General features: G+C 57.4%; 16 protein-coding genes. 5 read left to right on the top strand and 11 right to left on the bottom strand.

The window, feature by feature from the left end; translation table 11 throughout:
* From RBB63_RS12575 to RBB63_RS12585, 3 genes are read left to right on the top strand one after another with little or no spacing between them, the layout of a single operon-like run.
* A complete protein-coding gene (locus RBB63_RS12575; protein WP_309384734.1) occupies positions 1-213 on the top strand; it encodes a DUF1656 domain-containing protein in 213 nt (70 codons plus the stop codon).
* On the top strand, positions 214-1,344 hold the full coding sequence (locus tag RBB63_RS12580; RefSeq protein ID WP_309384736.1) for an HlyD family secretion protein: 1,131 nt from the start codon (positions 214-216) through the stop codon (positions 1,342-1,344).
* 5 nt (positions 1,345-1,349) lie between these two features.
* Positions 1,350-2,933, top strand: a complete 1,584-nt coding sequence (locus RBB63_RS12585) for an efflux transporter outer membrane subunit (protein WP_309384737.1) — start codon at positions 1,350-1,352, stop codon at positions 2,931-2,933.
* On the opposite strand, the gene RBB63_RS12590 is transcribed toward RBB63_RS12585, so the two are convergent.
* On the bottom strand, positions 2,930-3,433 hold the full coding sequence (locus RBB63_RS12590) for a hypothetical protein (RefSeq protein ID WP_309384739.1): 504 nt from the start codon (positions 3,431-3,433) through the stop codon (positions 2,930-2,932). The two genes, RBB63_RS12585 and RBB63_RS12590, sit on opposite strands and share 4 nt — an antisense overlap.
* Positions 3,434-3,590: 157 nt before the next feature.
* Between RBB63_RS12590 and RBB63_RS12595 the strand changes: the two genes are divergently transcribed.
* Positions 3,591-5,594, top strand: a complete 2,004-nt coding sequence (locus RBB63_RS12595) for a cyclic nucleotide-binding domain-containing protein (RefSeq protein ID WP_309384741.1) — start codon at positions 3,591-3,593, stop codon at positions 5,592-5,594.
* 32 nt (positions 5,595-5,626) lie between these two features.
* Here RBB63_RS12595 and RBB63_RS12600 read toward each other — a convergent pair whose 3' ends face one another.
* From RBB63_RS12600 to RBB63_RS12630, 7 genes are all read right to left on the bottom strand, one after another.
* Positions 5,627-6,445 carry a PPK2 family polyphosphate kinase gene (locus RBB63_RS12600; protein WP_309384742.1) on the bottom strand — a complete coding sequence of 273 codons (819 nt, stop codon included), beginning with the start codon at positions 6,443-6,445 and terminating at the stop codon, positions 5,627-5,629.
* Positions 6,446-6,704: 259 nt separating this feature from the next.
* Positions 6,705-7,586: a 50S ribosomal protein L11 methyltransferase gene (locus RBB63_RS12605; RefSeq protein ID WP_309384743.1), complete on the bottom strand. Its 882-nt coding sequence runs from the start codon at positions 7,584-7,586 to the stop codon at positions 6,705-6,707.
* A 52-nt stretch (positions 7,587-7,638) separates the two neighbouring features.
* Positions 7,639-8,235 carry a phosphoribosylglycinamide formyltransferase gene (gene purN / locus RBB63_RS12610; protein ID WP_309384745.1) on the bottom strand — a complete coding sequence of 199 codons (597 nt, stop codon included), beginning with the start codon at positions 8,233-8,235 and terminating at the stop codon, positions 7,639-7,641.
* A gap of 18 nt (positions 8,236-8,253) precedes the next feature.
* Positions 8,254-8,763, bottom strand: a complete 510-nt coding sequence (locus tag RBB63_RS12615) for an adenylyltransferase/cytidyltransferase family protein (protein WP_309384747.1) — start codon at positions 8,761-8,763, stop codon at positions 8,254-8,256.
* Complete coding sequence (gene dnaJ, locus RBB63_RS12620) at positions 8,760-9,899, bottom strand: molecular chaperone DnaJ (protein ID WP_309384749.1); 1,140 nt, start codon at positions 9,897-9,899, stop codon at positions 8,760-8,762. Before dnaJ ends, RBB63_RS12615 begins: the two co-directional genes overlap by 4 nt.
* Before the next feature lie 3 nt (positions 9,900-9,902).
* On the bottom strand, positions 9,903-10,511 hold the full coding sequence (locus tag RBB63_RS12625) for a nucleotide exchange factor GrpE (protein WP_309384751.1): 609 nt from the start codon (positions 10,509-10,511) through the stop codon (positions 9,903-9,905).
* A gap of 334 nt (positions 10,512-10,845) precedes the next feature.
* A complete protein-coding gene (locus RBB63_RS12630; RefSeq protein WP_309384753.1) occupies positions 10,846-11,517 on the bottom strand; it encodes a zinc metallopeptidase in 672 nt (223 codons plus the stop codon).
* 437 nt (positions 11,518-11,954) lie between these two features.
* Between RBB63_RS12630 and RBB63_RS12635 the strand changes: the two genes are divergently transcribed.
* On the top strand, positions 11,955-15,869 hold the full coding sequence (locus tag RBB63_RS12635) for a S8 family serine peptidase (RefSeq protein WP_309384755.1): 3,915 nt from the start codon (positions 11,955-11,957) through the stop codon (positions 15,867-15,869).
* Positions 15,870-16,075: 206 nt separating this feature from the next.
* On the opposite strand, the gene xpt is transcribed toward RBB63_RS12635, so the two are convergent.
* The 3 genes from xpt to RBB63_RS12650 all read right to left on the bottom strand — a co-directional run bounded on the left by xpt (position 16,076) and on the right by RBB63_RS12650 (position 19,725).
* Positions 16,076-16,669: a xanthine phosphoribosyltransferase gene (gene xpt / locus RBB63_RS12640; RefSeq protein ID WP_309384759.1), complete on the bottom strand. Its 594-nt coding sequence runs from the start codon at positions 16,667-16,669 to the stop codon at positions 16,076-16,078.
* Positions 16,670-16,833: 164 nt separating this feature from the next.
* A complete protein-coding gene (locus RBB63_RS12645) occupies positions 16,834-18,987 on the bottom strand; it encodes a M3 family metallopeptidase (RefSeq protein WP_309384761.1) in 2,154 nt (717 codons plus the stop codon).
* Between the two features lie 54 nt (positions 18,988-19,041).
* Positions 19,042-19,725 (bottom strand): type II toxin-antitoxin system HipA family toxin, encoded by a 684-nt coding sequence (locus RBB63_RS12650; RefSeq protein ID WP_309384763.1) that lies wholly within the window; start codon positions 19,723-19,725, stop codon positions 19,042-19,044.
* Positions 19,726-19,825: the final 100 nt, after the last annotated feature.

Raw genomic sequence — 19,825 nt, forward strand, 5'->3', positions numbered from 1 at the left:
ATGCTTCCTTCTCCACATGAATTTTCCATTGGTGGCGTGTTTATGCCGCCGTTATTCGTGGCGGCTTGGCTTGGTCTCATTGCAAGCATTATTACGGCGAAGATCCTCAACCGCTTTCGCCTTGCGCGTTTCTTTTTTTATCCGCCGGTTGTTTACCTGGCTATGTTGGTCCTCTACACGCTGGTGATCGGCGTTCTCTTTATTGGCATCTAAATGAAAGCTGGAAAACTCATTGCAAGTGGAGTGGTCGTCGGGGTGGCAGTTGTCTCGGGATTGGCGTTCTACCTGAATTTCATGCGAAACCCCTGGACGCGTGATGCGCGGGTGAGCGCAGACATTGTGCAGATCGCGGCGCGCGTTTCGGGGCCTGTCGTGGAACTCGCGGTGGCGGACAACCAATACGTCCGCAAGGGTGATTTGCTGTTCTGCATCGACCCGCGCACTTTCGAGGCGAACTTGGAGCAGGCAACGGCGAACTACGCCATCGCGCTCGACAATTACGAAACGCGCATCCAGCAAGTCGAAGTTGCTAAGGCGCAAGTTGTCGTGGCTGAGCGCAACATCACGCAGGCGCAAAATGCCTACGAACAGGCCGAAGCGAAAATAGCCAAAGACAAGGCCGAGCTCGAACGACAAAAGGCGATGCTGGAACAGCGCGCCACTTCGCAAAAGTCTGTTGAGCATGCACAGGCGTCTTACGACATTACGGTGCTTGGCAAGGCTAGCGCCGCAGACGCCATTGAGCAGGCGAAAGCTGGTTTGGAGCAGGCGAAGGCTAACCTCGGCAGTGCACGGGCGCAGTTGGGCCAGGAGGGCGATAAAAACGCAATGCTGCGCCAAGCGAGGGCGGCGCTCGCCATAGCGAAGCTGAATCTGGAGTTCACCGAAGTGCGGGCGCCGGTTGCTGGCCACGTAACGAATCTATCCTTGCGGCTGGGGAACGATGTGGGCGCGGGCAAGCCTGTGCTCGCGATTATCGACGAAGGCTCGTTTCGAATTAACGCCTACTTCCAGGAAACAGATTTGAACAACGTCCACCCGGGCAATCAAGCCACCGTCACGTTGATGAGTTACCCGGACCGTCCTCTCAAGGCCTACGTCGAAAGTGTGGGCTGGGGCATCTTTCAGGCAGACGGCAGTGCGGGCGCTGACATGCTGCCACAAGTGAGCCCAACCTTCGAGTGGATCCGCCTTGCTCAGCGCGTGCCCGTGCATGTGCGCTTGCTTGATCCGCCCGCCGATCTTCCGCTTCGCGTGGGCACCACCGCTTCGGTTCGCGTGGAAACGGGCGATTTTGTGCCTGAGGACACGCCCGGCATCGTGCCCCTTCAACCGGTTGAGTAGTCGCTATGTTGCCGTCCATTTTTGTTCGCCGCATTTCTCACGCGACTGTCAGTGGCGCCTTGCTCGCCTTGGGCGGTTGCATGGTTGGTCCGGACTACAAGCAGCCGTCAGCGCCTATCGAGCCGGTATGGAATGACGAAGTGCCGGCGGAGGCGGATATCATCGAGCCAGTTGTCCCGCCAACCATCAAGTGGTGGAGCGCTGCTTACCACGATCCTATTTTGGATGATCTCGTGGAGCAGGCGCTGGATAACAATTATCAGTTGGAAAGCGCTGCTTTGCGCGTGCTGCAGGCCCAGCAGCGTCTGGCCATTGCGATTGGCAATGAGTTTCCGCAGTTTCAGCAGGTCAGTGGCGGCGTCTCGCGGCAGAAGTCCCAAGGGACAACATTTAACAACTTCAATGTTGGCTTCAACGTTGGATGGGAACTCGATCTCTGGGGGCAGTTCCGTCGACTTGTCCAGAGCGCCCAGGCCAATGTTGATGCGAGCATCGCCGCGTATGACGGTGTGCTGATTTCTGTGGCCTCGCAGGTCGCACAAAATTACCTGCTGGTCCGGATTTTTCAGCAGCGACTCATCGTAACGCGGCGCAACCTGGAGTACCAGGCCGAGAGCTTACGTATTGCGCGCGTGAAGGCCGACATTGGTGCGGTGACTGAGCTCGACGTCGATCAGGCCGAAGCGATTTATTACAACACTGAGGCCCTCATCAGTGGCTATGAGGTGTCGTTGCAGCAGTTGAAAAACAATATTGCTATCTTGTTGGGGAAACCGCCGGGCGCGTTCGATTACTTGCTGGAAGAGCCAGCGGCGGTGCCCTTGCCGCCAATTGAAGTTGGGCTCGGCATGCCGCAGGATTTGATTCGTCGTCGGCCGGACATCCGCGTCGCAGAGCGCAGCATGGCTGCTCAAAGTGAACTTATCGGCGTGGCGTTTTCCGAGCTCTTACCCTCAATCACGATCGGTGGCGGTCTGGGCACGGCGGCGACAGACTTTAATAAGCTCTTTGCCAACAGTAACCAAACTTGGCAGCTCTACGGGCTCTTCGAGTGGAACGTGCTTAACTACGGCCGACTGATGAGTAACGTGCGCTTGCAGGACGCGACTTTTCAGCAGCTTGTTTCTGATTACCGGCAAACGGTTCTCAACGCTCAGGCTGAGGTGGAGAACGCCCTCGTGGCCTATTTAAAAGCGCACCAGCAACTTCAGTCCTACACGCTTTCATCGGCGGCCTCGCAGCGTGCAGTAGACTTGTCGCAGATTCAGTATGAGCAGGGCAGCATTCCGTTTAACACTGTCATCAGCACGCTCCAGTCCAACCTCGCGCAGCAGGATCTGCTCGTGACCAGTCAGGGCTCAGTGGCGACGAATCTTGTGCAGCTTTATCTTGCGCTCGGTGGCGGCTGGGAAATTCGCGAAGGCGTCGACCCGGTGGAATACTTGCCAGAGTCAACCGTGGAGGCGATGCAGGAGCGCACTGGCATTTGGGAGCGGCTGGTCGAAGCAGATCAACAGACAGCTGGCGAGGCAGAGGACTTCGTGGAGCTGCCTGCTGAGGAATCGCCTGAAGCAGTGGAAATGGATTAGGCTTCCGCCGTCGTTTCGTCGTGTTTCCGTGTCTTATCTTTGGGTGCATCGCCCAGCACGTCCGTCAGCCAACTGACAAGGAACTCGGCGCCCATCATCACAACGATGATTACAATGAGTGGCACAATGCCATGCATCTTGCCTTCGAAATGAACTTCCTCACCAACAAATGTTCCGAGCGCCCACAGGATGGCAAACTTCGAGCCGAACAGCACTAGCCAGAGGCAGAATTTTTTGAGCAAAGAATGTGCGATGCCGGTTTTACCCTTGAATGAATCGGACACCATATGCTCGAACTTCAGGGTGGCTTTAACCATTACTTGCAGGATCAACGCGGCGAGAATCGAGTCGGTAAATGAGGAAACGTGGACCTTGTGCCAATATTCGGCAAATAGGTTCAGCACGACAATGTCGGTCATCACCAAGCAGAAGTAGCGAACAAAAAAGGCTTGGCGCGTATTAATGTAGCGCCCTTCGAGTGATACTTTTTCTTTAGACATCGTAGCGGTAGACTTGGACGAGTTATCGCGCAGCAGCCCAGTCGTGGCAAGGCAATTTGCGGGAGGCTGGCCAGCCCTGCGCGCAGGCTCATTGCGAAGTATGATTTGTGAGAGGTTGCGAACTTAGGGAATTGACCCCGTTTTTGAATGGGTTAGTATGCAGTTCTATTTTTTCTACTGGATGGATCAGGCTCACATTCTTACCCAGGCGCAGTTGAAACTGACCGCTGATATCGAAGCGAGCAAGCCGGAGCGCGGCATACTCATCCTGAAAAATGTGCCCTTAAAAACGTATTTGGTCGTCGAGGAAGAGCAGTGGCGGCTACTGCGTAACTTCCGCCAAGGTGTTTCATTGCAAGAACTGTTGCCGAAGCTGATTACGGAGCGACGCAGCCCGCCGCTGCGCAGCCTGTACGAACTCGTGATGAAGGCTGTGGTCACAGGCATCCTGACGGCGGACGGGAAAATCCTCGCACCAGAGGCCAAGCGTAATCGCGCCGCTGAGTGGCGTCACAGTTTGCGCTTTGGCATGGCGCATTGGTTTGGCGTTGCGGCGATCCTGTTTGGGTTTTTCACCGTTCTTTTTCGGCCCTTGGGCACAGCGACGGATTTAGTCGATATCCTGATTGGCTGGCTTTTGATCTGCGGTTGTCTGACTGTGGGTTACTTCTTATCAGCCTGTTTGCTTGTAGGTTTTGAGCGCGAGATCTATGATTGCCGCTTTCGGTGGAAGCATGCGTTTCCTCACTTTCATTGTAATGTGGAAGATGGCCGGATGGCGGGGCGTCGTTGCGAAATGAGCGTCGCGCTGATGCAGCTCGCCCCCATGTTTTTCATGCTGGGAATTGCTAGGCTGTGGTATCCGCATTTGGTGTTTGTGCTGTTGCTTGGCGTCTTTTACGTGACGCTTCCCAGCACTCAAAGCCCGGCCAGCCTTTTGTTGAGGAGTCTTTACCGCCGCTACCCGCTTTCGACGACTCATGACTTTGTCTTTGTACAAAATAAAGTGCTGTGGACGCTGATTAACGCGCGCATTAAATTTACCGACAAAACATACCTGCTCATTTACAGCGCCTACACACTCATTTGGCTCTTTACCATCTGTGTAGCGAATATCAATTCATTCGACCTCAATGTGCGCAACCTGACGGATCGTTATGTGCTGAGTGGCGGGGCAGCGCTAACGGTGATCATCGTGTTGACTCAATTGGCGGCTACTGTGCTGGGGAGTGCGGCGATGATTTCCTGGATTTTGGCGAAGAATGTTGTCCATGTGTTCGAGCAGATACACGCACGTAGACAGAAGCCACGCCTCATGGACAATCAGGAAGTGTTGGGCGAAGATGTAGTCAAATTCTTCAGCGACACCCTGTTATTGAGAGAGGTGGAGCGGCCAGTGTTGGAGGAAATATCGGAGTGCGTCGAGGGTGTGATTGTCGACCCCAGGCAATACGTTTGCAAAGAGGGAGAGGACGGGGAGCATTTGTATTTTGTATTCGATGGCGCGGTGGAGGTCTTGATGGAGCTCAAGTCGGGCCGACCACTGAAGATCACTGAGTTAGGGCAAGGCGACGTTTTTGGGGAAATTGCGCTCCTCCATCATGTGCCGCGTACGCGCTCCATTCGAGCCGTCCGCAAGAGCCTTCTCCTGGCCTTGTCCCGGGATCATTTCCAACAACTCATTGTCAAGCACTTGGGTGTGCGCGACGTCGAAGACATCGTGCGCAAGCAGTCGTTCTTGCATCGTATTGAGCTGTGTCGCAACTGGCACCCGCAGGCGCTGACGGCGTTTTCTCGTTTGGCGAGTATCGCGCAATTTGCTGCTGGTGAAGTCGTGATCAAGCGCGGCATGCGCAACCAGTTTTTTTACCTGATTTACGACGGGCTGTTGGAAGTCGTGGCTGACAAAAAGCGGGTGGCCAAGCTGGCGACGGGTGAGTTTTTTGGGGAAATCAGTCTGCTGCAAAACAGCACGGCTACGGCGGATATCGTGGCGCTTACGGACAGCCATTGCCTAGTGGTGCAGCGGCGCGATTTCCTACAATTTATCGGCAAGGATTTTCTGGTGGGGCTGCAGTTTGAGGACATCAGCTCCAAGCGTCTGAAGCACCCGATCTTTCCTTTAACCGGTGTCGCCTACGACGACTTTACTGATCGTTAAAATTAGAAGCGGCGGGAAGCCGTTTCTACAGACTACTCAATTTCAATCTTGGCCGGGTCGTAGCTGACTTTGGGGTAGCTCAGGTGGAGGTCTTCCAGGCAAGCGACGACGATGCGTGCGACGAGGAGATTGCGCGCCCATTTCTTATTGGCCGGGATCAGATACCAGGGCGCATGTGGGTGGCTGGTCTTTTCGAAGACATCTTCGTAGGCCTTTTCATATTCGCCCCAGCGGCTGCGCGCCACTAGATCGGACGGGTCAAATTTCCAATTTTTCTCTGGACGGTCGAGGCGCGCCTGGAGGCGTTCCTTTTGAGCGACGCGGTCGATGTGCAGGAAAAACTTGATGATGATGCAGCCTTCGTCGACGAGCAGTTGCTCAAAGTCATTGATGTGTCGGTAGCGCTTGCTCCAGATTTCCTTTGGGCGCAGGTTGTTCACACGCACGGCGAGGACATCTTCGTAATGGCTGCGGTCAAAAATGACGATTTCGCCGTTGGCGGGCGTATTGCGGTGCACGCGCCACAGGTAGTCGTGGGAGAGCTCATTGCTGGTTGGCTTGTCAAAGCTGGCCACGTCGACACCCTGCGGATTAACGCCGCGGAAGACGTTGCGAATCGTGCCGTTTTTGCCACTGGTGTCCATGCCCTGCAGGACGAAGAGCAGCTTCTTGGACTTGTCGACGAAAAACCGCTGCTGTAAATCGGCAAGCTTGGCGTTGAGCTCGGCGAGCTCTTCTTTGCCCTCGTTTTTATCCGTTGGGAGGTCGTCCCATGGGTCAGGAGAGACTTTCGACAAGTTGTCGTTCTGCCCCTTTTTGATCAAGTAATGCTTAAAGTCTTTCAGTTCCATAGCCTTGCCCTAATCGCGTGGCAGGATTGTCGCGGCAAAGTGACGGAACGACAAGGAGATTCTCTCGCTAATACGTGAACATTACTTGTAAGCCTCGCGGAGTGGTGACTCTCAATACGCCGCCTTTTTCCGCCACGACCAATTCATCGTAGAATCCGCTAACTACGCTGCCAAGATCGAGATGGCGATTTCCATGCCTTTGCCTTCTTCAGACGTAAGGCAAGTTTGATGGGCAACTGAATGCCTATCTAATCTTAACTTACGCCGTAAAAATCGTCAGGTCGCACCATTCGCCGTCGACGCGGGAGTCGATCGTGACCTGCCCAAACTTCGCTTCGGCGAGCGGGGCAAATTTTGCACGGACGTCGTCGACTTCGATGGCGAGGATGCCGCTCAGGGCGAGCACACCGCCAGGGGCGGTGGCTTCGATGAGCTGTTCGGCATAGATTTTCAGGACGTCGGCCTGGATGTTCGCGAGAATGATGTCGGCCTGCTTAGCAGCAAGCCCGTCTTCGAGTCCAGCGGCAACGAATTCCACGCTGTCATTGGGTAGCTCATTGAACGCGCGGTTCTCGATGGAGACGCGGACGGCTTCCGGGTCACGATCGAAGGCGTAAACTTTTTCAAAGCCGAGCTTGGCCCCGGACATTGCGAGGATGCCGCTACCACAGCCGGCGTCGATTAGGAACTTGCCTGCAAAGTCGCCGTGCGCGTCGCGGTAGTCGAGCAGACGCTTGGCAATGAGGCGCGTGGTCTCGTGGCTGCCGGTGCCAAAGGCCATGCCAGCGTCGAGGAAGACTGCGGTTTCGCCGGCGGGCACAGTGTATTCATCGCGCATCCAAACGGGCACCCAGTGAAGGTCGCCGTAAGACCACGGGTCGATGAACGCCTTGTAAGCGTCCTGCCACTCCTGATCGTCAAACTCTCGCCAGTTGGGTTCGGTGGGGAGCTGTGGGAAGGCTTCACGCATTTCCGTGTATTCCTGTTCGGCCTGGACGCGGTCTTCGAAGAAGCCCTGAAGCTTCATTGGATCATTATCTTTGATCTGCAGTAGCGACCAGTTGGAGCGAACATATTCGCACAGGTAGGCTTCTAGTTCTTCGACTAGCTCGTTGGAGACGACACAGGAGACTTCGTGCATGGCGTGCGGTGGGTAAATGCTTTGCGGTAGAAAGTTACTTTGCGGGACAAAGTTAAATGCGGCCGCTGAGCGCGGCTTCTTCGGAGAGTTTGCGGATCACGGCAGGTAGTAGCGCGTGTTCGGCTTGGTGGACGCGCTGTTCGACGTCCGCCAGTTTGTCTTCCGGATAAATCGGCACCTTGGCCTGCTGGATGATTTCGCCGCCGTCGACCTCGTCGTTCACCCAATGAACGGTGCAGCCGGTTTCGCTGACGCCTGCCTCGTAGGCCTGTTTGATGGAGTTCAAACCGGGGAATGCGGGCAGCAGGCTGGGGTGCAGGTTAATAATGCGGCCTTCGAACGCCTTGAGCAGCGGTGTCTTCAACACGCGCATGAAGCCGGCCAGGACCACGAGGTCCGGCGAGATGCTGTCGATGGCGTGCGCCCAGTGTTCCTCGGCTTCGGGCGTAAATTTCGTTTTGTAGGGACCAGGGTCGAGGTAAATGCTGGGGGTGTCGAACTGAGGCCCCAGCTTGAGGATGCGCGCATGCGGCTGGTCGGAAAAGATCCCGAGCACGTGAGACGGCCCCAGGCGTCCTTCCTCCTGGGCGCGTAGAATCGCCTCGGCATTACTGCCGCGACCAGAACCTAAAATGGCAACGCGATACATAAGAAATAAAAGTAAGAGCTAGAAAGTCTTAGCCGCTGCGCTGATCTTGGCAATCAAAGACGTCGTACTGTAGCCTTGGAGAAATGGCATGAACTGGATGTCTGCGCCGCAGGCCTCCAGTGCGCCGCGTTCTTCCGGATTGAGCGTCTCCAACGTGTAGTCGCCAGCCTTGGCGTAAACGTCGGGTTTCAGCGCTTCGATCTCGGCAGTCAGGCGTGGCGTGCCGAAGGTGACCAGCGTGTCGATAAAGTCCAAGCGGCCGAGCAAGTAAGCACGCTCGAGCTCGCTTTGAACGGGGCGGGTTTCGCCCTTGAGCGCCTTCACACTGATGTCAGAGTTGATCGCAATGAACAGTGCGTCGCCGAGCTTGGCGGCCTCGCTGAGGAAGTAAACATGGCCCGTGTGCAGCAGGTCGAAGCAACCGTTGGTCAGGACGACCCGTTTGCCCTCGGCGCGCAGCGTTTCGCGGCGGGAGACCGCATCACTTAGGCTGAGCAATCGGGGGTTGGGCAGGTCGTTGACGTTCATTCAAACCACTTTTTGGCTTTGTCGAAGAAGGACTTTTCTACTGGCTCGTCGGCGTCGCCGCAGACTTCGGCAAAGTTCTCGAGCGCCTCCTTTTCGTCGCCGGACAACTTCTTGGGCACCTCGATTTCCACGCGGACAATTTGGTCGCCCGTGTGGTTGCCACGTAGGGCGGGCATGCCCTTGCCGCGCAGGCGGAACTTGGTTCCCCCTTGCGTGCCGGACGGAATCTTCAGCGAGGCGCGTCCGGAAAGGGTGGGCACTTCGATGGAGCCGCCCAGCGCCGCCAGCGTAAACTTGATGGGGATGACGCAATATAAGTCGTCGCCCTGGCGCTCGAAAATCTCGTGCTCCTTGATATGCAGGGTCACGTAAAGGTCGCCGTAAGGCCCACCCTGGGCGCCAGCATTGCCATTGCCGCGCGAACGCAAGCGCGAACCAGTGTCGACGCCGGGGGGGATGTTGAGCTTCACCTTGTGCGTGGCGACCTGGACGCCGTGCCCACGGCACTCCTCGCAAGGCTTGTCGACGGTTGTGCCTTCCCCATGACAGGTGGGGCAGGGTTGGCGAACTTGGAAAAAGCCGCGTGAGCTGATCACTTGGCCAACGCCGCCGCAAGTTGAGCATTTGACGCGTTGGCTGCCGGCCGCTGCGCCAGAGCCTTGGCAGGGGTTACAAGTCTCGTGGCGTCGGTAGGAAATTTCCTTGGTGCAGCCTTCGGCTGCTTCCTCAAGCGTGATTTCGAGGTCATCGCCGAGGTTCTCCCCTTGGCTGGGGCCGCCACGCTGACCGCCGCCACCGCCGAAAAATTCTTCGAAGATGCCGCCGCCACCGCCGCCGCCTTGCTGGCCAAAGAACTCACGGAATACGTCAAACGGATCGTGGAATCCGCCGCCGCCGCCACCGGCTCCTGCGCCTTGAAAGGCGGCGTGGCCATAACGGTCGTAGGCGGCGCGCTTGTCCGGGTCTTTGAGCGCCTCGTAGGCCTCGGAGACCTCCTTAAACTTTTCTTCAGCCTCGGGATTGTCGGGGTTTTTGTCCGGGTGATACTTCACGGCCATCTTGCGATAGGCCTTCTTGATCTCCGCGGCGTCCGCATCCCGGCTGACGCCGAGCAATTCGTAATAATCGGCTGGCATTGCTTAGGCGTCTTCCTGGGTTTCGGTGGACGCCTCGGCTGGGCCGGAGGACACCACTACTGACGCCGGGCGCAGCAGGCGGTCGTTAAGCTGATAGCCGCTGCGCATCACTTTGATGATGTGGTGATCGGCAATCGTGTCGCTCGCCTCGTGGCCCACAGCCTCGTGCTGGTGGTGGTCAAACTCGTCGCCGGGCTTGGGCGCCACCTGAGTGAGGCCGCGCTGCTCCAGAATCTGGTTGATCTGGGTGACGATGAACTCGAAGCCCTTGGCGACGTCGGCGCCGCTCTGTGCCTTGGCCGCGTGGTCGAGGCCAATTTGGAAATTGTCCAATGCGGGCAGTAGGTCTTCGATGACGCCAGACTCGACATTCTTGCGCAGATCGTCCTTTTCGCGGGCGACGCGGCGACGGTAGTTGTCGAGGTCGGCCACGGCGCGCAGGGTCTTGTCCTTCTGCGCCTGAAGGTCGGCCTGCAGTTGCTCGATTTGGACAAGCAGGGCGCTTACGCCGTCGTCTTCCGTGGGTTCGGCGGCCTCGCTGGCTTCGGCCGTTGTTTCCTCGGAGTTGACGGGTTCTTCTTCGTTGACTGGTCTTTCGGTCTCGCTGCTCATGGCTGGAAAATTGGAAAACCGCCTAATTTAACCGAAAACCCCATAAATCAAAGGACTTTTTTGCTTCTGCGGAAAAAAGCGTGAAGTGGAGCGCTTGCGGAGTTTCACCTGAAATTCAGTCTGGAATGCCAGGATTTACTCAGTTGCCACCGTGTATGTCTGCTTGGCTCATACAGATGGGAATACTGAGGGCGGTGGGAAAGGAGATCATCAAGGGTGGTATTCTCGCTCCTACGAGGGGCGATAAATTGAATAGCTCAGTTACTTGAAGCCAGCAGATTTCTCAGATTTCATCGATTCAACAGAGAGTCCTGACCAGTGACGCCGGTGTTGGTTACTCGCGAGAGAGGGCGAAGAGGTAAAGTAGGTTGGCGAGGCTGCTGACGAAGGCGGCGACGTAGGTGAGGCCAGCGGCGTTGAGCGTCTTGACCACGCCGGGCATTTCATCTTGACCCACTATGCCGAGCTGGCCGAGCTGCACGCGGGCGCGTTTGCTGGCGTCGAATTCCACGGGCAGCGTCACGAGCTGGAAGACGGTGAGGATCGCGTAGCATAGAACGCCGATCTTAATTAAGGTCATGCCGAATGCTCCGAAGAAAAGGCCGCCGATCATGACAAAAGGCAAAAGCTGCGAGGCCAGCATAGTCATCGGGATAAGACTCATCCGAGTTTGAAGCGGCTTGTAGCCGACCTTGTGCTGGATCGCGTGGCCAGCTTCGTGCGCGGCAACGCCGACGGCGGCGAGGCTGTAGCCGCGATAGTTTTCGCGGGAGAGGGCCAGGCGCTTGTTGGTCGGATCGTAATGGTCGGTCAGGTGGCCGGGGACTTCGACGATTTCCACGTCGTAAATGCCGGCATTGCGCATGACGGCGTCCGCCGCTTCGCGTCCGGATATGCGGCTGCGTGTTGGCACGCGCTTCCATTGGTTGTAGGCGCTGCTGACTTTGTGCTGGGCCCAAAAGCCCAGGATCATGGTCGGTACGATTAGAAGTATAAAGAGTCCCATGGTGTGTTGTTGGTTTGGAAAGGTATTAGCAGGGATGGTTCCAGCTATTCGGTAGGGGCACCATTGCCGCCTAAGGCTTGATTGCAAGCGACTTCGGCCGATTTTCGGCGCCGCTGTGCGCGCTGGCGCAGCCGGGTCATTGGTTTCAAAATGACCCACCAGTGCGCCAAATTGTTCCACTGGCATACAGGAGTGATTGAGCTGACACAGCGAACGCGCATTCCGCCAGTCATGCGCTTTATGTTAAGCGCTTAGTTGTTTGTCGGTCCAAAATATATGTGGCAAGAGCAACGTGTCATACACGCAGAGCCCATTGCTGGTTCTTAAAAAATCCCCTAAATCCCCAGTATATCATAAATTCAATCGGCGCCCTGTCCGCAGTTGTTGGGCGGCTGGATTGTCAGGTTGATTGCTGTCCCCCAATAATCATCAAAGCCATGAAGTATACTATTCCTACTCGATTAGGTCTATGCAGCTTACTTGTAAGCTTACTGTCGGTTACCTCAGTCAACGCCCAGCAGATGGAAGAGCCTGAGGCTTGTAGCCATAATGTCATTGTTAAATATAAGGCTGAGTCCAAAACGAAGGCCAAAAACGTTCGAACTCGCGTTGGCTCGCATGCCTCGAAAGAGCTATCGCATCGACTGGGCATCGAGTTGGTGGCAATTCCGGCGGGCATGACTCGCGGTGAATGCCTCGCCCGACTCAATGAAGACCCGGATGTTGAATACGCTGAGCCTGATTACTATATCCAGAGTCTGGCTACACCTGCAGACCCCTTTTTTGCTTCTGGCGAACTCTGGGGGCTGCACAATGCGGGTCAGACCATCGAAGGTAGTGTTGGCGTACTCGATGCAGACATTGATGCGCCCGAGGCTTGGGATATCCGGACCTCCGCAGCCAGCGTGATTGTCGCAGTCACCGATAGCGGGATTAACTACAACCACCTCGATCTGCTGAATAACTTGTGGGTTAATCCAGGTGAGATCGCTGGCAACGGCATAGACGATGATGGCAACGGCTACATCGATGATGTGCACGGCATTGATATTTTTGAAGACTCCGCGACGTCGAAGGGCGGCGATCCTTGGGACGAGAATAGGCATGGATCACACGTGTCGGGCACCATTGGCGCTTCTGGCGACAATGGGGTCGGCGTCCTCGGTGTCGCCTGGGAAGTTCAGCTCATGGCCCCCAAGATGTTGAATGCGGGCGGCGGCGGCACAATCTCCGGAGCGATCGAAGCCATCGACTACGCACGTGAAATGGGCGCTCATGTTATCAATGCCAGTTGGGGTTATGTCGGGGCGCCTTCCGCCGCACTTTACGATGCGATCGCCAAGTGCAATGATGCGGGCATTGTATTCGTTGCGGCTGCAGGCAATGACGATGCGAATAACGATAGCGGGAGCAATAAACAGTATCCGGCCTCCTACGATCTGCCCAATGTCATTTCTGTCGCCGCGGGCACAAACGATGGCTTGAAGGCGTCTTTCTCGTCCTACGGGAAGAGCGCGGTCGATCTTTTTGCGCCGGGGAAAAGCATCCTTTCGACCAGCAAGGGAGGCGCGACTGCGTATGAATACCTCAATGGCACGTCGATGGCGACGCCTCACGTAACGGGAGCCATCGCGCTCGTAAAGGCGCACTATCCGGATGAGGACACGTTTACCGCCGCGAACCGGGTGCTGAACAGTGTGGAATACGTTGCTGAGTTTGCTCCATACTGCGACCGGGAAGGCCGTCTCAATTTATACAACGCCCTGACCACAACGGAAACGGGTCCCCGCAATGATGATTTTGAAAACGCCATCGCCATCGGGAAGACGCCTGGATTTGCATTAAGAGGCATCACCTCTGGCGCGTCACGGGAAGCTAATGAGCCGGCCCATTTGGGGCAAGCCTCTGGCCGTTCAGTTTGGTATACCTGGAAATCCCCTGCCTCGGCTGCAACGTTTTTGAATACGGCTGGCAGCAGCATTGACACCACAGTCAGCCTGTATGTGGGCGATACTCTGGGAGCCTTGACGCTCGTTGCCTCGAACGACAATGCCAGTGGGAGTGATCTGACCAGCGCGCTTTCGTTCATCGCGTCGGCCAACGAAACTTACTACATCGCCATCGACGCAAATAACAGCGAGAGCGGCGCGTTCAGACTCGAAGTCGGCCAGCCGCCCGCAAACGATGATTTTGCGGATCGCCTCGTTCTCTCGGGTGCGAGCATTCAGGAAGTTGGCTACAACAATGCGGCCAGCGCCGAAGCGGACGAACCATCGCATTATGGCGCTGCGAGTCGATCCATCTGGTATAGCTGGACTGCGCCAGCGAACGGCAGCTACCTGATCAGCACTGATGGATCGAGCTTTGATACCGTCTTGGCGGTTTACCAAGGCGATGCCCTGGACTCATTGGCGAAGATCGTTTACAGCGACGACATCTATGCAGGGCAGACCTTGGAAAGCCAATTGCTCCTTGCGGCAACTGCCGGTGAAACCTATCAGATCGCCGTTGATGGCTCTGATAGCCTGCAGTATGGAACGGTGAAGTTCAAGATCGAGCAAGCTTCGGCCAGTGCGTGGGTTCCAGCTTTCGTTCAGCTCGCGGAGAGCAAAGGCAGTTTCAGTTATGACGCCGCTACGGGCGAGCTGGCGATTACCTCAACGGGAGGCAACATCAGCAACGAGTCAGATGATGGCTACGACATTTTCTACGTTCTCGGCCAAGCCTTTTCCGGCGATAGCCAATTGATCGTCAATGTTGCCGACATCGTCAACACGGGCAGCTACGAAGGCAGCGCCGGCATTGTGATGAGAGATGGGCTGGACGCCAGTAGCGCCTCTCTGGCGATCGCTGTTCGCAAGGAAAATGATGATGGCCTGTATTACATCAGCAGCATGGCGCGCCAGGTGGAGGGCGATCCGGTCATTGCTAATGAGCGCAACTCTGCGATTGCCGGACCACCAGTGTTGCTGCGTTTAACCAAAATTGGCGCTGTCGTGTCAGGGCACTATTCGGAGGACAATGGCAACCGCTGGAAATCGATTGGTCCGGATATCATGCTCGATACCGCCACCCAGTCCGTTGCTGGCGTCATGGCGCTTGGCAACCATCGGAAAAACGAGGTGACCGCAACCTTCGACAGCATTCAACTGACTTCCACCAACGATGGCGCGGATACGCCAATACCGTTGATTGCCGGCTCGGTTCTGCTGCATGGCTCAATTGGCGACTTTGAAATGCCCACTGCGGTTAGCTACGGCGATACGCCGTCGACAACGCCGGTGGGAGTTGAGTGCCGCATATTGCCCTCGGATACGGTCGACCTGGTCATTGCTTTTGACCGCCCCATTGCCTCTGCTGACGCCAGTGTGATGGGAGGCGTTGCCGCGATCAGCGCGCCCCCCACTGCCTCAGGTAATGATCTGACGGTTTCCCTCAGCAATGTTATCGACATCCAAAGCCTGACAATCGGCTTGAGTAACATCGTAGCGGCAGATGGCAGCAGTCTGGTGTCGGCGCAAGTTGACCTGCGTATTTTGGAAGGAGACGTTAATGGGGATCTGACCGTTTCTCAGGCAGATGTGGATGAGATCACCGCCGAGATCGGGATGGCGCTATCGGCAAGCAATGCGCTCTACGACCTGAACCTGGACGGCGTAATCGATGCTTCCGACGCCAATCTGGCGGCAAACCTGGTAGGCAATACGCTTAACCCGGACACGGAGCCGGACCCAGTGCCCGAAAAACTCACCGACTTCGATGTCGTGGCGACCGGATCGACTGAAGTGTCGATTGACGTGGCTTACACGTTGGGTGCCTTTGACGGCTTCCGCATCGAAGTGAAAAATGCGGACGGCAGTTATACGCTTATCGCGGACTTGCCGGCTACGACGACCAGCTTTATCCACACCGGCTTGCAGCCGGAAACGGAATACACCTACCGCGCCTGGGCTTACAATGGCTCTGGGGATGGCGACAAGCGCACGCGTCGCGCCACCACGCTGAGTGGTTCAGATCCGGACCCCGATCCTGATCCTGATCCAGACCCCGAGCCTGAGCCCGATCCGGATACGGTCCCGGAAAAGCTGACGAGCATGACTGCTGTCGCCATCTCATCGAGTGAGATCGTCATCGACGTTGAGTATAGCTTGGGAACTGTCGACGGCTTCCGCATCGAAGTGGAAAATCCAGATGGCAGCTACTCGCTCATTGCAGACTTGCCCGAAGCAACGACCAGCTTCACGCACACGAGCTTACTGCCAGGAACGGAGTATAGCTACCGCGCTTGGGCGTATAACAGTGCGGGTGATGGCGCAAAGCGCACTCGTCGGGCAACAACTCTGACGGATTAGCCTGTCTCAGGTAAGTTGAAAAGTGACTCAGCGTGTGCTTCGGCGCACGCTGAGTTTTTTTTCGGGCAGTAAGCTGACCGTCCTGTGATTTGAGCGGTCCGAGGCTTGGGGCCAGATTGGAAGTTCGCTGCGTTGGCATTACAATCGCAGGCTTCCAGCCCGCTCAATCAGCTACGCTTTGCGCTGCATCCAAATCTTATCCCCACCTAATCCGCTAGCGTGATCTTTACGTCGTCCATGCTCACGATGCTCGCGAGGGCCTCGATGGGGATGTCGGCGAAGCCATTATCCCGTAAATACTGGCGGCCGCCTTCGAACTGCTTTTCCACGAGGCAGCCGTAGCCGACGGGCGTGGCGCCGGCTTCACGGATCAACTGGAGCAGGGCGGCAGACGTCTTGCCGCGCGCCAGGAAATCGTCGATCACGAGCACGCGGTCGTCGGTGTGGAGAAACTCCGCCGAGACGACCAGTTCGTTGTTGCCGCCCTTGGTGCGGCTTTCAGCGACAGCCATGTAAACGCGGCCCGACATCGTGACCGGCTTTTTCTTGCGCGCGAAAACCACCGGCACGCCAAGCTCCAGCGCCGTGAAGACCGCCGGTGCGATGCCAGAGACTTCGGCGGTCAGGATGCGCGTCGGACTTTGCGATGCAAAGCGTTCGGCAAAGATCTGCCCAAAGGCCTGCATGATTTCCGGCTGGATCTGGTGGTTAATCAGCGCATCGACCTTCAGGATGCCATTGCCCAGGTTGCGCCCCTGGGAGGAGATGAATTCACGGAGGTGGGAGATGGCGTCAGTCATGGCTTGGGAGAGTGTTTTAAGAATTCAGCGTTGTGCTGTAGGGCTCGCGCTCGCGCGATGCCGCATGTGCAAGTGTCTGTTCTAACAGGCGGAGCCCGGTTGGGACACCGGGCTCCGCCTTTTGCCAATTTCGGGTTGTAGATTTTGAGCACTTTAGAGTGGCGTTAAGCTTTTTCGAGCAGGCCTGCGCGGCGGAGCAGGGCGTCGGAATCCGGCTCGCGGCCCATGAAGTCGCGGAAGAGTTTTTCCGGCGGCTCGCTGTCGCCCTTGGAGAGAATGCACTCGCGGAAGGCGCGGCCGGTTTCCTGGTTGAGCACGCCTTCTTTCTGGAAGCGCGTAAAGCAATCGGCCTCCAGCACCTCGGCCCACTTGTAGGAGTAGTAGCCGCAGGCGTAGCCGGTAGGGCCGGAAAACAGGTGGCCAAAGCGGCGCACGATCGAGGGCGGCTTGGTCGCGTATTCGGCGGTGTAGCCGTCGAGGATTTCGTCGATCAGCTCGTCGAGGTCGCGGTCGGCCGCGTCGTTGGCGTGGTTGATGTGCAGGTCCAGGTCGAGCTTGCCGAAGGACAGCTGGCGCATCGTGGCCGTGCCCTGCATGTAGTTACGCGCGGCCATCATCTTGTTAAACAGATCGTCGGGGATGACTTCGCCGGTCACGTAGTGGCGGGCAAAGAGGTCCAGCGCGCTGCGCTCCCAGCACCAGTTTTCCATGATCTGCGAGGGCAGCTCCACAAAGTCCCAGGCGACGTTGGTGCCGTTGAGCGAGCGGATCTCCACCGTGCCCAGGAGGTGGTGGAGCAGGTGGCCGAACTCGTGGAAAATCGTTTCGACTTCGCGGTGCGTCATCAGCGCGGGCTTGGCGGCGGTGGGCTTGGTCATGTTGCCCGCCATCAGGCCGAGGTGCGGGGCAAAGCCCTTCTTGCGCGGGCCGCCCGTGCGCAGGGCGTTCATCCAGGCGCCGGCGCGCTTGCTTTCGCGCGGGAACCAGTCGGCGTAAAACGAGCCGAGGTGCGTGCCGTCGTCGTCGAGCAAGTCATAGAAGCGGACTTCCGGGTGCCAGACTTCCACGGGCTCGTTGTCGCCGGGCTCGTCAGCATGCTTCTCGTCGCCGGTCTTCGCGTCGCGGTAGAAGGTGCTGCGCTTCACAATGCTTACGCCAAAGAGGCGCTCGGTCAGCGCAAAGAGGCCATCGATCACGTGGTGCAGCGGGAAGAACGGGCGCAGCTCCTCTTCGTCAAAAGAGAACTCGGCCTGGCGGCGCTTCTCGGCCCAGTAAGTCGTGTCCCACGGCTCCATGAGCGCATCGGGCGCGTCGCCCGTCTGGCCGGACTTAAAGACACGTAGCTCGGCCATCTCGTCGCGGAAGGCGTCCTCCACTTTGTCATGCAAAGTTTCCACAAAGCCCAGGGCGGCCTTGCCGTTCTTGACCATGCGCGGGCCCAGCGTCAGCTCGGCAAAGTCCTTGCGGTCGAGTAGCTCGGCCTTGCGCTGGCGGAGCTTTAAAATCTTGCCGATCAGCGGCGTGTTGTCGTGCTCGGCGGTCTTGCCGATCTGGCTGCTGGCCTCCCATACTTTGCGACGCAAAGCTCCGTTCTCGCAGTATTGCATGACGGGCAGGTAAGACGGCATGTGCAGGGTGATGCGCCACTTCGGCGTGGCTTCGTCGCCATGGCCCTTGGCGGCGGCGTCTTCCTTCATCGCTTCCTTGGCGCTTTCGGGGATGCCGGCCAGCTCGGCCTCGTCGTCCACAATCAGCTCCCACGCGTTGGTGGAGTCGAGGACGTTTTCGGAATACTTCTGCGTGAGCTGGGAGAGCTCGGTGGCCAGCTTTTCAAACTCCTCGCGGCGGTCGTTGTGGAGATCGGCGCCGTGGTCCTTAAAGCTGCGCAGCGTGTCCTCGACGAGGCGCGCATGCACACCGCCAAGCGCCTTGGTTTCCGGCTTTTCGGCAACGGTCTTGATGACCTGCCACAGCTTTTCGTTGAGGTAGATGCGGGTCGAAAATTCGGACACCTTGGGCAGCATGGCGTTGTAGGCCTTGCGGATCTCGGGCCCTTCGCAAACGCTGGAAAGGTGGTCGGTGTAGCCCCAGGCGCGGGAGAACTCTTCCGCGGCGTCCTCAAGCGCGAGGATGGTGGACTCGTAGGTCGCGGCGTCGGGGTCCTGCCCGGCAATGGCGTCGATATTCTTCTGGGCCTTGGTGAGGGCCAGCGTAATGTCCTCCTCAATCAGCTCAGGGTCGAGGCTGCTCCAGGCAACGTGAAAGGACGGGTCGAGAAAAGGGTGCGGCTGTGGTTCGCTCATGGCCCTACAGGACATTCAGCCAGCCCACAAAGTCAATTGCCGATGCGAGATGTCACGCGCGGGCGAACCTCACGCGATGCGCTTGGCCGATGGGCCTAATCTGCTTTTCGTGGACGCCTGCTGCGGCGGCAAACTCCGGCCAGTGCCGGACTGCGTCCACGACTTCTTCCAGAATGGTTTTTCAGCGGCCTTGCTTGAGGTCGGCGGTTTTGCGCAGGCTTCGAAGTCGGCCAGGGTGAAGTCGTCGCGCTTGCCGTTGATGCTCATTTGGTGGGCGCTCGTCCAGGCACCGGATGGGTTGTAACTGTAGATCACGTCAAAGGCGGGCGAGAGCGACCACTGGCCCGCCTTGTTCATGAGAAAGGCAATGTTCTTCACGTGGTCGTCCTGATTGCGCGCGACGACATTGAACAGCATCCGGCGGTATTGCGCCTCCACGGCTCCCGTGCCCAAGCCCAACTGGCGGATCGCGAGAAACGCCTGCTCATAGGCATAGGCGCCCGCGTTGTTGAAGTCGTAGTGCTGCAGGGCGCAGAGCGATTGCATTTGGAGCTTCTCGTCGTTGTGGCGGTCGAAGCGCTTCGTGATAAAGTGGCGGCGACCATTTTCCTCCAGCAGCCGGCATTCACTCATCTGGACGCGGGCCGCCGTGGCCATTAGGTGGTAGGCATACTCAATCACGCCATATCCCTTGGGGGCCTCCAGCTCCTTGTCCTTGTTGCCATGCTGGCTGAGTCCCCCTTTTGGGTCCACTTGTTATGAGAAGATTCTAGTCGGGTTGTTGTTTACTGGGTTGGTTGGGTTGTTAAGGTTCTGGCGTAGAGAGGCCGTAGGCCGAACGGAGCCGGAACCT

Source organism: Cerasicoccus frondis (assembly GCA_031296915.1).
GTDB lineage: Bacteria > Verrucomicrobiota > Verrucomicrobiia > Opitutales > Cerasicoccaceae > Cerasicoccus > Cerasicoccus frondis.

Coding starts and splice junctions, on each gene's coding strand:
- RBB63_RS12575 (WP_309384734.1), top strand. CDS start 1: ATGCTTCCTTCTCCACATGAATTTTCCATTGGTGGCGTGTTTATGCCG.
- RBB63_RS12580 (WP_309384736.1), top strand. CDS start 214: ATGAAAGCTGGAAAACTCATTGCAAGTGGAGTGGTCGTCGGGGTGGCA.
- RBB63_RS12585 (WP_309384737.1), top strand. CDS start 1,350: ATGTTGCCGTCCATTTTTGTTCGCCGCATTTCTCACGCGACTGTCAGT.
- RBB63_RS12590 (WP_309384739.1), bottom strand. CDS start 3,433: ATGTCTAAAGAAAAAGTATCACTCGAAGGGCGCTACATTAATACGCGC.
- RBB63_RS12595 (WP_309384741.1), top strand. CDS start 3,591: ATGCAGTTCTATTTTTTCTACTGGATGGATCAGGCTCACATTCTTACC.
- RBB63_RS12600 (WP_309384742.1), bottom strand. CDS start 6,445: ATGGAACTGAAAGACTTTAAGCATTACTTGATCAAAAAGGGGCAGAAC.
- RBB63_RS12605 (WP_309384743.1), bottom strand. CDS start 7,586: ATGCACGAAGTCTCCTGTGTCGTCTCCAACGAGCTAGTCGAAGAACTA.
- purN (WP_309384745.1), bottom strand. CDS start 8,235: ATGTATCGCGTTGCCATTTTAGGTTCTGGTCGCGGCAGTAATGCCGAG.
- RBB63_RS12615 (WP_309384747.1), bottom strand. CDS start 8,763: ATGAACGTCAACGACCTGCCCAACCCCCGATTGCTCAGCCTAAGTGAT.
- dnaJ (WP_309384749.1), bottom strand. CDS start 9,899: ATGCCAGCCGATTATTACGAATTGCTCGGCGTCAGCCGGGATGCGGAC.
- RBB63_RS12625 (WP_309384751.1), bottom strand. CDS start 10,511: ATGAGCAGCGAGACCGAAAGACCAGTCAACGAAGAAGAACCCGTCAAC.
- RBB63_RS12630 (WP_309384753.1), bottom strand. CDS start 11,517: ATGGGACTCTTTATACTTCTAATCGTACCGACCATGATCCTGGGCTTT.
- RBB63_RS12635 (WP_309384755.1), top strand. CDS start 11,955: ATGAAGTATACTATTCCTACTCGATTAGGTCTATGCAGCTTACTTGTA.
- xpt (WP_309384759.1), bottom strand. CDS start 16,669: ATGACTGACGCCATCTCCCACCTCCGTGAATTCATCTCCTCCCAGGGG.
- RBB63_RS12645 (WP_309384761.1), bottom strand. CDS start 18,987: ATGTCCTGTAGGGCCATGAGCGAACCACAGCCGCACCCTTTTCTCGAC.